Source organism: Pseudomonas sp. KBW05 (genome assembly GCF_003852405.1).
GTDB lineage: Bacteria > Pseudomonadota > Gammaproteobacteria > Pseudomonadales > Pseudomonadaceae > Aquipseudomonas.
Genome location: NZ_QAJM01000016.1, coordinates 386,071 through 398,486 on the forward strand (window position 1 = coordinate 386,071; position 12,416 = coordinate 398,486).

At 58.3% G+C, this 12,416-nt stretch carries 13 protein-coding genes; all 13 read right to left on the reverse strand.

Annotated features, from left to right (window positions below):
* The coding region (gene glmS / locus DBR46_RS16330) for a glutamine--fructose-6-phosphate transaminase (isomerizing) (protein ID WP_124527122.1) at window positions 1–1,791 on the reverse strand (1,791 nt) is incomplete at its 3' end.
* A 10-nt stretch (window positions 1,792–1,801) separates the two neighbouring features.
* Entirely contained in the window at window positions 1,802–2,569 is a 768-nt protein-coding gene (locus DBR46_RS16335) for a DeoR/GlpR family DNA-binding transcription regulator (protein ID WP_124527017.1), read from the reverse strand.
* A 228-nt stretch (window positions 2,570–2,797) separates the two neighbouring features.
* Window positions 2,798–4,165, reverse strand: a complete 1,368-nt coding sequence (glmU, locus tag DBR46_RS16345; protein ID WP_124527019.1) for a bifunctional UDP-N-acetylglucosamine diphosphorylase/glucosamine-1-phosphate N-acetyltransferase GlmU — start codon at window positions 4,163–4,165, stop codon at window positions 2,798–2,800.
* A gap of 123 nt (window positions 4,166–4,288) precedes the next feature.
* Window positions 4,289–4,705 carry a F0F1 ATP synthase subunit epsilon gene (locus DBR46_RS16350; RefSeq protein ID WP_003177061.1) on the reverse strand — a complete coding sequence of 139 codons (417 nt, stop codon included), beginning with the start codon at window positions 4,703–4,705 and terminating at the stop codon, window positions 4,289–4,291.
* 44 nt (window positions 4,706–4,749) lie between these two features.
* A complete protein-coding gene (gene atpD / locus DBR46_RS16355; RefSeq protein WP_010207684.1) occupies window positions 4,750–6,126 on the reverse strand; it encodes a F0F1 ATP synthase subunit beta in 1,377 nt (458 codons plus the stop codon).
* A 27-nt stretch (window positions 6,127–6,153) separates the two neighbouring features.
* Window positions 6,154–7,014: a F0F1 ATP synthase subunit gamma gene (gene atpG / locus DBR46_RS16360; protein ID WP_010565870.1), complete on the reverse strand. Its 861-nt coding sequence runs from the start codon at window positions 7,012–7,014 to the stop codon at window positions 6,154–6,156.
* A gap of 50 nt (window positions 7,015–7,064) precedes the next feature.
* A complete protein-coding gene (gene atpA / locus DBR46_RS16365) occupies window positions 7,065–8,609 on the reverse strand; it encodes a F0F1 ATP synthase subunit alpha (protein WP_010207686.1) in 1,545 nt (514 codons plus the stop codon).
* Window positions 8,610–8,630: 21 nt separating this feature from the next.
* Window positions 8,631–9,167, reverse strand: coding sequence for a F0F1 ATP synthase subunit delta (locus DBR46_RS16370; RefSeq protein ID WP_017736229.1), 537 nt, complete (start codon window positions 9,165–9,167; stop codon window positions 8,631–8,633).
* A 12-nt stretch (window positions 9,168–9,179) separates the two neighbouring features.
* Window positions 9,180–9,650: a F0F1 ATP synthase subunit B gene (locus DBR46_RS16375; RefSeq protein WP_017736230.1), complete on the reverse strand. Its 471-nt coding sequence runs from the start codon at window positions 9,648–9,650 to the stop codon at window positions 9,180–9,182.
* Between the two features lie 56 nt (window positions 9,651–9,706).
* Window positions 9,707–9,964: a F0F1 ATP synthase subunit C gene (gene atpE / locus DBR46_RS16380; RefSeq protein WP_002555987.1), complete on the reverse strand. Its 258-nt coding sequence runs from the start codon at window positions 9,962–9,964 to the stop codon at window positions 9,707–9,709.
* 134 nt (window positions 9,965–10,098) lie between these two features.
* Window positions 10,099–10,968, reverse strand: a complete 870-nt coding sequence (atpB, locus tag DBR46_RS16385; RefSeq protein ID WP_017736231.1) for a F0F1 ATP synthase subunit A — start codon at window positions 10,966–10,968, stop codon at window positions 10,099–10,101.
* Between the two features lie 16 nt (window positions 10,969–10,984).
* A complete protein-coding gene (locus tag DBR46_RS16390) occupies window positions 10,985–11,392 on the reverse strand; it encodes a F0F1 ATP synthase subunit I (RefSeq protein WP_010565865.1) in 408 nt (135 codons plus the stop codon).
* 148 nt (window positions 11,393–11,540) lie between these two features.
* Window positions 11,541–12,413: a ParB/RepB/Spo0J family partition protein gene (locus tag DBR46_RS16395; RefSeq protein ID WP_124527020.1), complete on the reverse strand. Its 873-nt coding sequence runs from the start codon at window positions 12,411–12,413 to the stop codon at window positions 11,541–11,543.
* Between the last annotated feature and the right edge of the window lie 3 nt (window positions 12,414–12,416).

Sequence of the window (12,416 nt, forward strand, 5' to 3'; positions counted from 1 at the left end):
AACGTCTGTGCCCTTGAGCACGGCAACGTAGTACGACAGCAGTTGCAGCGGGATGGTGTAGAGGATCGGCGACAGGATGTCGTGGATATGCGGAACGTTGATGACGTGGGTGCCTTCGCCGTTGGTCATGCCGGCTTTTTCGTCGGCGAATACCACCAGTTGGCCACCACGGGCGCGCACTTCCTGCAGGTTGGACTTGAGCTTCTCCAGCAGTTCGTTGTTGGGTGCAACGGTGACCACCGGCATGTCGTCGTCCACCAAGGCCAATGGGCCGTGCTTCAACTCGCCGGCTGGGTATGCTTCGGCGTGGATGTAGGAGATTTCCTTGAGCTTGAGCGCGCCCTCCATTGCCACTGGGTATTGCGCGCCACGGCCGAGGAACAGGGTGTGGTTCTTGTCGGCAAACAGCTCGGCGACTTTTTCCACGGTGCTGTCCATGGCCAGGGCTTCGCCGAGGCGAGTGGGCAGGCGGCGCAGTTCTTCGACCAGGGTGGCTTCGATGCCTTCGGCGAGGGTGCCCCGCACTTGGCCCAGGGACAGGGTCAGCAGCAACAAGCCAACGAGCTGGGTGGTGAAAGCCTTGGTGGAGGCGACGCCGATTTCACGGCCGGCCTGGGTCAGCAGGGTCAGGTCGGATTCACGCACCAGGGAGCTGATGCTCACGTTGCAGATCGCCAGGCTGGCGAGGAAGCCCAGTTCCTTGGCGTTACGCAGGGCGGCCAGGGTGTCGGCGGTTTCGCCGGACTGGGAAATGGTCACGAACAGGGTGTCGGGCTGCACCACCACCTTGCGGTAGCGGAACTCGCTGGCGACTTCGACCTGGCACGGGATGCCGGCCAGTTCTTCCAGCCAGTAACGGGCAACCATGCCGGCGTGGTAGCTGGTGCCACAGGCGACGATCTGCACGTTGCGCACTTTGGCAAACAACTCGGCAGCTTGTGGACCGAAGGCGTTGACCAGCACCTGGTTCTGGCTCAGGCGCCCTTCCAGAGTGCGTTGCACCACAGCCGGTTGCTCATGGATTTCCTTGAGCATGAAGTGGCGGAACTCGCCTTTGTCGGCCGCTTCGGCGCCGTCGCGGTACTGCACGGCTTCGCGCTCGACGGTGTTGCCGTTTACGTCCCAGATCTGCACGCTTTCACGGCGGATGTCGGCAATATCGCCTTCCTCCAGGTACATGAAGCGGTCAGTGACCTGGCGCAGGGCCAGTTGGTCGGAGGCGAGGAAGTTTTCCCCCAGGCCCAGGCCAATCACCAGCGGGCTGCCACTACGGGCGGCGACGACGCGGTCGGGTTGGCTGGCGCTGACCACGGCCAGGCCGTAGGCGCCGTGCAGTTCCTTGACCGTGGCCTTGAGGGCGGTGGTCAGGTCGCTGTGGTCCTTGAGTTTGTGGTTGAGCAGGTGGGCGATGACTTCGGTGTCGGTGTCCGAGGTGAACACGTAGCCCAGGCCCTTGAGTTGTTCGCGCAGCACTTCGTGGTTTTCGATGATGCCGTTGTGCACCACCGCCAGGTCGCCGGAGAAGTGTGGGTGGGCGTTACGCTCGCACGGCGCGCCGTGGGTGGCCCAGCGGGTGTGGGCGATGCCCAGACGACCGACCAGCGGCTCGCCTGCCAGGGCCTGTTCCAACTCGCTGACCTTGCCCGGACGGCGCATGCGCTCCAGTTTGCCGGCGTTGGTGAAGACGGCCACACCGGCGCTGTCGTAGCCACGGTATTCCAGGCGCTTGAGGCCTTCGAGCAGGATGGCGGTTACGTTACGTTCGGCGACTGCGCCAACAATTCCACACATGATGTTTCTCCTAGATGATTGCCGCGCATATCAGCGTAATGCCGCGGGCTTGGATCTGGTCGCGGGCCTCAAGCGGCAGGCGATCATCGGTAATAAGGGTATGGACGCTGCTCCAGGGCAGTTCCAGGTTGGGAATCTTGCGGCCGATCTTGTCGGATTCGACCATCACCACCACTTCCCGGGCGACCTCGGCCATCACGCGGCTCAGGCCCAGCAATTCGTTGAAGGTGGTGGTACCGCGCTGCAGGTCGATGCCATCGGCACCGATAAACAGCTGATCAAAGTCATAGGACCGTAGCACCTGCTCCGCGACCTGGCCTTGGAACGAATCCGAGTGAGGGTCCCAGGTGCCGCCGGTCATCAACAGCACCGGCTCGTGTTCCAGTTCGCTCAAGGCGCTGGCCACGTGCAGGGAGTTGGTCATCACCACCAGGCCGGGCTGGTGGCCCAGTTCGGGGATCATCGCGGCGGTGGTGCTGCCGCTGTCGATGATGATGCGTGCGTGTTCGCGCAGGCGCAGCACGGCGGCACGGGCGATGGCGCGCTTGTACACCGAGATGGGCTGGGCGGCGTCGCCGACCAATTCCTGGGGCATGGTGATGGCGCCACCGTAGCGACGCAGCAACAGGCCGTTGCTTTCGAGGGCCGCCAGGTCCTTGCGGATGGTCACTTCCGAAGTTTCGAAATGCTTGGCCAATTCGTCCACGCTCACTTCGCCCTGTTCATTGAGCAAGGTCAGAATGTTGTGGCGTCGTTGGGGTGTATTTCGTTTCGACATGGTGATGATAAGTTTCGTTTCGAAAGATAACGAAGGCAATCAAAACCTATTGGCGAAAGATCGTCAAGCGGGGTGCAACAAATTTTTGCGTCGACGCAGGTCAAATGTGGGAGCGGGCTTGCTCGCGAATGCGGTGTATCAGTCGAATCATCGGTGACTGATACTCCGCATTCGCGAGCAAGCCCGCTCCCACATTGGATATTTGTCGCAGGTGAAATTGTGGGTAACTCAGGTCTTTTTGATTTTGACCGGACGCTTCCAACCATCGATGTTGCGTTGGCGGGCGCGGGCTACCGCCAGTTGAGACTTATCCACATCCTGATTGATCGTTGAGCCGGCGGCGGTGTTCGAGCCATCACCAATAGAGACAGGCGCAATCAGTGAGTTATTGGAGCCGATGAAGACGTCCTCACCAATAGTCGTCTGGTATTTGTTGGCGCCATCGTAATTGCAGGTAATGGCGCCCGCACCAATGTTACTGCGTGCACCAATCACCGCATCACCGAGGTAGGCCAAGTGGCCGGCCTTGGCATCGTCACCCATTCGGGCGTTCTTTAGTTCGACGAAATTGCCCACATGCGCCCTGGCACCCATCACGGTTCCCGGACGCAGTCGCGCAAACGGACCGGCATCGCTGCCCTCCCCCATCACCGCACCGTCCAGGTGACTGTTGGCCTTGACCACCACGCCTTTGCGCAGGGTGCTGTCCTTGATCACGCAGTTCGGGCCGATCACCACGTCGTCTTCGATGATCACGCGGCCTTCGAGGATCACGTTGATGTCGATCAGCACGTCGCGGCCCACGGTCACTTCGCCGCGTACATCGAAACGCGCCGGGTCGCGCAGGGTCACGCCCTGGGCCATCAGGCGGCGGCCTTCACGCAGCTGGTAGTGACGCTCCAGTTCGGCGAGTTGCTTGCGGTCGTTGGCGCCCTGCACTTCCATGGGGTCGAGGGGCTGCTCGGTGGCGACCAACAGGCCATCGCTCACGGCCATCTCAATCACGTCGGTGAGGTAGTACTCGCCCTGGGCGTTGTTGTTGGACAGACGGCTCATCCAGTCGGCGAGCTTATTGCCCGGCACCGCCATGATTCCGGTGTTGCCTTCGGTGATGGCGCGCTGGGCTTCGCTGGCATCTTTGTGCTCGACGATGGCCGCGACCTTGCCGTCAGCGTTGCGCACGATACGGCCATAGCCGGTAGGATCATCCAGCTCGACGGTGAGCAGGCCCATCTGCCCTGGCACCACGTGCTTGAGCAGGCGTTGCAGGGTTTCCACTTCGATCAGCGGTACGTCACCGTAGAGGATCAGCACGGTGTCGGCAGTGATGAACGGCACGGCTTGCGCGGTGGCGTGGCCGGTGCCGAGTTGCTTGTCTTGCAATACGAAATTCAGGTCATCCGCGGCCAGGCGTTCACGCACAACATCGGCACCGTGGCCGATCACCACGTGAATGCGCTGTGGATCGAGCTGCCGCGCGCTGTGGATAACATGGCCAAGCATGGAATTGCCGGCAACCGGATGCAGCACCTTGGGCAGGGCCGAACGCATGCGGGTGCCTTGGCCTGCGGCGAGAATGACGATTTCAAGAGACATGAATGGCTACCAATCCTGGGCGGTCCGACGTCAGACCAGAGAAGTGTATTGCTGAAAAAGAAAAAGGGTAGCCGAGGCTACCCTTTTTAATCAATCGCACATGAAACAAGACGGCGTGGCCGCTTACTTCTTGCGGATCTGCTGGAGCGTGCGCAGCTGGGCTGCAGCCTCGGCCAGACGTACAGCAGCAGCGCTGTAGTCGAAGTCCGCACCCTTTTCGTTCAGGGCCTTCTCGGCAGCCTTGACGGCTTCCTGAGCGGAGGCTTCATCCAGGTCGCCAGCACGTTGCACGGTGTCGGCAAGTACCTTGACCATGTTCGGCTGAACCTCAAGGAAACCACCGGAGATGTAAAACACCTCCTTTTCCCCGCCTTGCTTGGTCAGAGTGATCGGACCCGGCTTCAAGCTGGTGATCAACGGCGCGTGACCCATGGCAATACCAAGGTCACCGAGTTCGCCGTGTGCAATCACCATCTCTACCAGACCGGAGAAGATTTCCCCTTCCGCGCTGACGATATCGCAATGGACTGTCATAGCCATCTGATTGCCTCAACCTGATGAGCGCCCGTTTCCGGGCGCTTGGATTACAGTTTCTTGGCTTTCTCGATCGCTTCTTCGATGCCGCCAACCATGTAGAACGCTTGTTCTGGCAGGTGGTCGTAGTCACCGTTGAGGATGCCTTTGAAGCCAGCAATGGTGTCTTTCAGGGAAACGTATTTACCCGAGGCACCGGTGAAGACTTCAGCCACGAAGAACGGCTGCGACAAGAAACGCTGGATCTTACGAGCACGGTTTACCAACTGCTTGTCGGCTTCCGACAGCTCGTCCATACCCAGGATCGCAATGATGTCCTTCAGTTCTTTGTAACGCTGCAGCACGTACTGAACGCCGCGAGCGGTGTCGTAGTGCTCCTGGCCGATCACGTTCGGGTCCAGCTGGCGCGAAGTCGAGTCGAGTGGATCGACCGCTGGGTAGATACCCAGGGAAGCGATGTCACGGGACAGAACGACGGTGGCGTCCAAGTGGGCGAAGGTGGTCGCTGGCGACGGGTCAGTCAAGTCATCCGCAGGTACGTATACCGCTTGGATCGAAGTGATCGAACCTTCTTTGGTCGAAGTGATACGTTCTTGCAGAACGCCCATCTCTTCGGCCAGGGTCGGCTGGTAACCTACTGCGGAAGGCATACGGCCCAGCAGTGCGGATACTTCAGTACCGGCCAAGGTGTAACGGTAGATGTTGTCGACGAACAGCAGAACGTCGTTACCTTCGTCACGGAACTTCTCGGCCATGGTCAGGCCGGTCAATGCTACGCGCAGACGGTTACCCGGCGGCTCGTTCATCTGACCGTAAACCAGTGCCACTTTGTCCAGAACGTTGGAGTCCTTCATCTCGTGGTAGAAGTCGTTACCCTCACGGGTACGCTCGCCCACACCGGCGAACACGGAATAACCGCTGTGCTCGATGGCGATGTTACGGATCAGTTCCATCATGTTTACGGTCTTGCCTACACCGGCACCACCGAACAGACCGACTTTACCGCCTTTGGCGAACGGGCAAACCAGGTCGATAACCTTGATGCCAGTTTCCAACAGGTCGTTGCCGCCAGCTTGTTCCGCGAACGAAGGTGCTGGACGGTGAATGCCCCAACGCTCTTCGGTGTCGATCGGACCAGCTTCGTCAATCGGGTTGCCCAGTACGTCCATGATCCGGCCCAGGGTCGCTTTACCGACCGGTACGGAGATGGCTGCGCCAGAGTCGACAACGTCCAGACCGCGCTTCAAGCCTTCGGTGGAACCCATCGCAATGGTACGAACTACGCCGTCGCCCAGCTGTTGCTGAACTTCCAGAGTAGTGTCCGCGCCTTGTACTTTCAGCGCGTTGTAGATGCTCGGTACGCTGTCGCGTGGAAATTCCACGTCGATAACGGCGCCGATGATTTGAACGATACGTCCGCTACTCATAGCTGGATCCTCTGAATATTTGAACCGTTAAACCGCGGCAGCGCCGCCGACGATTTCCGAGATCTCTTGGGTGATCGCAGCCTGACGCGCCTTGTTGTAGATCAGCTGCAAATCGCTGATCAGATCACCGGCGTTATCGGTAGCGTTTTTCATCGCGATCATCCGCGCCGCTTGTTCAGCTGCGTTGTTCTCGACCACCGCCTGGTACACCTGCGACTCCACGTAGCGCACCATCAAGCCGTCAAGCAGCTCTTTGGCGTCTGGTTCGTAGAGGTAGTCCCAGTGGTGCTTGAGTTCCTGATCCGGAGTCGCCACCAGTGGAATCAATTGCTCCACGGTTGGCTGCTGGGTCATGGTGTTGATGAACTTGTTGGATACCACGGAGAGGCGGTCAATCCGGCCTTCCAGGTATGCATCCAGCATCACCTTCACACTGCCGATCAAATCATTGATCGACGGCTCTTCACCCAGGTGGCTGATAGCTGCTACGACGTTGCCGCCGAAGTTACGGAAAAAGGCCGCACCCTTGCTACCAACTACACACAGATCGATCTCGACGCCGTTTTCGCGGTTTACCGCCATGTCCTTGACCAGGGCCTTGAACAGGTTGGTATTCAAACCACCGCACAAACCACGGTCACTGCTCACAACCACATAACCCACACGCTTAACTTCGCGGTCGATCATGAATGGGTGGCGGTATTCCGGGTTGGCGTTGGCCAGATGCCCAATTACCTGGCGGATACGCTCCGCATAAGGACGGCTAGCAGCCATGCGCATTTGTGCCTTGCGCATTTTGCTGACCGCCACTTTTTCCATGGCGCTGGTAATTTTTTGCGTGCTTTTGATGCTCGCAATCTTACTGCGAATCTCTTTTGCGCCTGCCATGTAACACCTATCAGGTTAGCAAGCGGGAGCCTTGCGGCCCCCGCTGCGGCTTACCAGGTTTGGGTGGCCTTGAACTTCTCGATACCGGCTTTCAGGCCAGCGTCGATTTCGTCATTGAAGTCACCCTTCACGTTGATCTTGGCCAACAAGTCGGCGTGATCGCGGTTGAAGTAAGCAATCAGCGCTTGTTCAAAGCTGCCAACCTTGGCGATTTCAACGTCAGTCAGGAACCCACGCTCAGCGGCATACAGCGACAACGCCATGTCAGCGATCGACATTGGGGCGTATTGCTTCTGCTTCATCAGCTCGGTAACGCGCTGACCATGCTCAAGTTGCTTACGGGTCGCTTCGTCCAGGTCAGAAGCGAACTGGGCGAATGCCGCCAGTTCACGGTACTGAGCCAGAGCGGTACGGATACCACCGGAGAGCTTCTTGATGATCTTGGTCTGAGCGGCACCACCCACACGGGATACCGAAACACCGGCGTTCACTGCAGGGCGGATGCCCGAGTTGAACATGGCCGATTCCAGGAAGATCTGACCGTCGGTGATGGAAATCACGTTGGTCGGAACGAACGCGGAAACGTCGCCAGCCTGGGTTTCGATGATCGGCAGTGCGGTCAGGGAACCGGTTTTGCCGGTCACTGCGCCGTTGGTGAACTTCTCTACGTACTCTTCCGAAACGCGGGATGCGCGCTCCAGCAGACGGGAGTGGAGATAGAACACGTCGCCTGGGTAGGCTTCACGGCCTGGTGGACGGCGCAGCAGCAGGGAAATCTGGCGGTAAGCCACTGCTTGCTTGGACAGATCGTCATAAACGATCAGCGCGTCTTCACCGCGGTCGCGGAAGAATTCACCCATGGTGCAACCGGCATACGGAGCCAGGTATTGCAGCGCAGGAGATTCCGAAGCACTGGCAGCCACGATGATCGTGTTTTTCAGTGCGCCGTTCTCTTCCAGCTTGCGAACTACGTTGGCGATGGTCGATTGCTTCTGACCGATGGCTACGTAGACGCAGAAAATGCCGCTGTCTTTCTGGTTGATGATCGCGTCGATGGCCAGAGCGGTTTTACCGATCTGACGGTCACCGATGATCAGCTCACGCTGGCCACGGCCGACAGGGATCATGGCATCGACAGCCTTGTAGCCAGTCTGTACAGGCTGGTCTACCGACTTACGCCAGATCACGCCTGGAGCAACTTTCTCGACCGCGTCGGTCTCGGTGTTGCCCAGTGGACCTTTACCGTCAACAGGGTTACCCAGTGCGTCGACTACGCGACCCAGCAGTTCCTTACCAACCGGAACTTCCAGGATGCGGCCAGTGCACTTGGCGCTCATGCCTTCAGCCAGGGACTGGTATGCGCCGAGAATAACGGCACCTACGGAGTCCTGCTCCAGGTTGAGAGCCATACCGAAGACGCCGCCCGGAAACTCGATCATCTCGCCGGACATTACGTCGGCCAGACCGTGAATCCGCACGATACCGTCAGATACGCTGACGACAGTGCCTTCGTTACGGGCTTGGGAGGTCACATCGAGCTTGTCGATGCGGCCCTTGATAATTTCACTTATTTCGGAAGGATTGAGTTGCTGCATTGCTCTGCTGCCCCTTCAAACTCAAGATTTCAATGCTTCGGCAAGATTCGCGAGTTTGCCGCGAATCGAGCCATCGATAACCAGGTCGCCGGCGCGAATGACAATGCCCCCAATGAGGGATTTGTCTTCCGCAACTTGCAGGCGCACTTCCCGGTCGAGTCGTGCACTGAGAACCTTGGCGAGTTTGTCTTGCTGTTCTTGGTTCAATGCGAAAGCACTGGTCACTTCAACGTCTACCGATTTCTCTTGCTCGGCCTTGTACAGGTCGAACAGAGCGGCAATCTCCGGCAAAAGCAGGAGACGGTCGTTTTCGGCAACGACGTGCAAGAAGTTCTGCACTTTCACATCAAACTTGTCGCCGCACACTTCAATAAAAGTGGCGGCCTTGTCTGCGCTCGTCAGTCGCGGGGCCTTGAGCACGCGCTGCATGGTGTCGTCTTGCGACACTGCTGCAGCCAGGCCGAGCATGGCTGACCAAGAGGCCAGCTGCTGGTGGGCCTGGGCGTGCTCGAAGGCTGCCTTAGCGTAAGGTCGGGCCAACGTGGTCAATTCTGCCATGATCGCCCTCGCTTAAATTTCAGCAGCCAGTTTGTTAACCAGCTCCGCGTGCGCGTTTTGATCGATTGTGGCACCCAGGATCTTCTCAGCACCGCCAACGGCCAGGGCACCCAGTTGGGCACGCAGCGCGTCTTTGACACTATTCAGTTCCTGCTCGATCTCGGCCTGAGCCTGAACCTTCACACGGTCAGCGTCGATACGGGCTTTTTCAACAGCCTCTTCAACAATCTGGTTACCGCGTTTCTTGGCTTGCTCAATGATTTCGGCTGCTTGAGCTTTCGCTTCGCGCAGTTGTTGACCCGCTTTATCTTGGGCCAACTCCAGGTCGCGAGCTGCTCGTGCTGCAGCGTCCAGTCCATCCGCAATCTTCTTCTGACGTTCGTGCAGAGCTGCGATGACCGGAGGCCATACGAACTTCATGCAGAAAACGACAAAAATCAAGAACGCTAAGGACTGACCAATAATGGTTGCATTAATGTTCACGCCAATACCTCGCTCATTCGTTGCACAACACACCAATCACTCGAAAAGACGAGTGATTAACCGGCGAGTTGACCAACGAAAGGGTTCGCGAAGGTGAAGAACAGAGCGATACCAACACCGATCATGGTCACGGCGTCGAGCAGGCCGGCGACGATGAACATTTTAACTTGCAGCATTGGAACCATTTCTGGCTGACGCGCTGCGCCTTCCAGGAACTTGCCGCCCAGCAGGCCGAAACCAATGGCAGTACCCAGGGCGCCCAGGCCGATCAACAGTGCAACAGCGATAGCGGTTAGACCAACTACAGTTTCCATCTTTCCTCCCGACTTTTACGTCGTATGGTTTAGGTTTTTTAGATTTTAAAGCGGTAAAACAAATCGTTTCATAGCCCGGTAGGGCCTACCTTCCCGTTTTACCGGGAAGGACATCAGACTAGTCGAGACTGGTCTTAATGGTTCTCTTCGTGCGCCATCGACAGGTAGACGATGGTCAGCATCATGAAGATGAAGGCCTGCAGGGTGATGATCAGGATGTGGAACACAGCCCACGCCCACTGCAGAACAATGCCCAGGCCGCTAAGCCAGAGCAGGCCGCTGCCGAACATCACAGCGATCAGAATGAACACCAGCTCGCCGGCATACATGTTGCCGAACAGTCGCAGGGCCAGGGAGATCGGCTTGGCGATCAGGGTCACGAATTCCAGCAGGAAGTTCACCGGGATCAGCAGGGCTTGAACGAAGATGTTCTTGCTGCCGAACGGGTGCAGGGTCAGTTCGCCGATGAAGCCGCCGATGCCCTTGATCTTGATGCTGTAGAAAATGATCAACGCGAATACCGACAGGGCCATGCCCAGGGTAGCGTTCGGGTCAGTGGTCGATACGGCACGGAATGGGATGTGCGGGTCGCCGCTGATCGCCATGGCGAGCTGAGGAATCCAGTCAACCGGGATCAGGTCGACGGCGTTCATCAGGAACACCCAGACGAAGATGGTCAGTGCCAGCGGTGCAATCACCGGGCTACGGCCATGGAAGCTGTCTTTCACGCTGCCATCGACGAATTCGACCAATACTTCAACGAAGTTCTGCAAAGCACCTGGCTGACCGGAAGTCGCCTTCTTTGCCGCCATGCGGAAAATCAGGACGAAGATCAGACCCAATGCGACCGACCAACCCAGAGTATCCAGGTGGAAAGCCCAGAAGCCCATTTCTTTGGCCTCTGCTGCGGAGTGGGCAAAGCCCCAGCCGCCATTAGGAAGCTGACCGAAGGTCAGGTTCTGCAAGTGGTGCTGGATATAGCCCGAAGCGGTTGTTTCTGCCATGGTTGCCTCAAACGCCCTAAGGTTTCGAAAGTCTTGTTTTCATTAGCAGGGGAGCGAACCAGCTGACCAGTTGGGTCAACACGAAGACGCCGAATACAGCCAGCGGCGCCAATGGCTTCACACCTGCAAAGGTCAGTGCAAACAGCACTGCCGTCAAAATCAGTTTCCCTGCTTCGCCGGCATAAAATGACCGGACGATCGCCTGGGCTGCTCGGGCGCCGGAAAACCGAAAGGCCCTGTGAGCAAAATACATATTGGGCAGCAAGGCTATCAGGCCTCCGCAGAGTCCTGAATATCCGGCTACGACTCCATGCCAGTACCAAAGCGCCAAAGCGGCGATCAGCAAAATGACAAATTGAGCCAATAAAACCGGAAAAACGGCCAAGCGATGGAACGGCAACGTGTTTGGCGTGCGGGTTTCCATCACTCTTGCTCCTCAATGGTCGGCTGCCGGAAATCAATAACTTGGCATAATTTGTGCCGACAAAATGCGCGCAGAGTATAGGGGCGGTTCTGCCCCTATTCAACTGCCGGGTAGTGATTTCCGATCACACGCTACATGAGTAAATGTTTCAGCGGATGTGGGCAAGGACGCCCTGCAGCTCATCGAGAGAGTTATAGCCGATGACCAATTGGCCTTTGCCTTTCTTCCCGTGGCGAATCTGCACCGCAGAGCCTAGGCGTTCGGCCAGGCGCTGTTCGAGACGGGCGATATCCGGATCAGGTTTGCTCGTTTCGACCGGTGCAGGTTTGCCGCTCAGCCACTGGCGAACCAGGGCCTCGGTCTGACGAACGGTGAGCCCTCGTGCGACAACGTGTCGCGCCCCTTCAACCTGTTGATTTTCCGGCAAACCCAGCAAAGCACGGGCGTGACCCATTTCCAGGTCGCCATGGGACAGCATGGTCTTGATGACTTCCGGCAAGGCGATCAGGCGCAGCAGGTTGGACACGGTCACGCGGGACTTGCCCACCGCGTCAGCCACTTGTTGCTGGGTCAGCTGGAATTCCTGCTGCAAGCGCTGCAACGCAATCGCTTCTTCGACCGGGTTGAGGTCTTCCCGCTGGATGTTCTCGATCAACGCCATGGCGATCGCGGTTTCATCCGGCACATCGCGCACCATCGCCGGGATGGTGTCCTTGCCGGCCTGCTGGCTGGCACGCCAGCGGCGCTCACCGGCGATGATCTCAAAGCGCCCGCCACCGATCGGGCGAACCACGATCGGCTGCATCACGCCCTGGGCCTTGATCGAGTTGGCCAGTTCTTCCAGCGCCTGGGGGTCCATGTCCCGGCGTGGCTGGTATTTACCGCGCTGGATCAAGTCCAGGGGCAGGTGTTGCAGCTCGCGCTCGTCGGCCTGCACCGCTTGCTCTTCAAGCGATGTGACGGTCGGACCACTCAACAGTGCATCCAGTCCACGTCCGAGACCTCGTTTCTTGACGGCCATGGG

What these genes read in the sequence shown, in the direction of transcription:
- DBR46_RS16335 (WP_124527017.1), bottom strand. Translation starts at nt 2,569, where the DNA reads ATGTCGAAACGAAATACACCCCAACGACGCCACAACATTCTGACCTTG.
- glmU (WP_124527019.1), bottom strand. Translation starts at nt 4,165, where the DNA reads ATGTCTCTTGAAATCGTCATTCTCGCCGCAGGCCAAGGCACCCGCATG.
- DBR46_RS16350 (WP_003177061.1), bottom strand. Translation starts at nt 4,705, where the DNA reads ATGGCTATGACAGTCCATTGCGATATCGTCAGCGCGGAAGGGGAAATC.
- atpD (WP_010207684.1), bottom strand. Translation starts at nt 6,126, where the DNA reads ATGAGTAGCGGACGTATCGTTCAAATCATCGGCGCCGTTATCGACGTG.
- atpG (WP_010565870.1), bottom strand. Translation starts at nt 7,014, where the DNA reads ATGGCAGGCGCAAAAGAGATTCGCAGTAAGATTGCGAGCATCAAAAGC.
- atpA (WP_010207686.1), bottom strand. Translation starts at nt 8,609, where the DNA reads ATGCAGCAACTCAATCCTTCCGAAATAAGTGAAATTATCAAGGGCCGC.
- DBR46_RS16370 (WP_017736229.1), bottom strand. Translation starts at nt 9,167, where the DNA reads ATGGCAGAATTGACCACGTTGGCCCGACCTTACGCTAAGGCAGCCTTC.
- atpE (WP_002555987.1), bottom strand. Translation starts at nt 9,964, where the DNA reads ATGGAAACTGTAGTTGGTCTAACCGCTATCGCTGTTGCACTGTTGATC.
- atpB (WP_017736231.1), bottom strand. Translation starts at nt 10,968, where the DNA reads ATGGCAGAAACAACCGCTTCGGGCTATATCCAGCACCACTTGCAGAAC.
- DBR46_RS16390 (WP_010565865.1), bottom strand. Translation starts at nt 11,392, where the DNA reads ATGGAAACCCGCACGCCAAACACGTTGCCGTTCCATCGCTTGGCCGTT.
- DBR46_RS16395 (WP_124527020.1), bottom strand. Translation starts at nt 12,413, where the DNA reads ATGGCCGTCAAGAAACGAGGTCTCGGACGTGGACTGGATGCACTGTTG.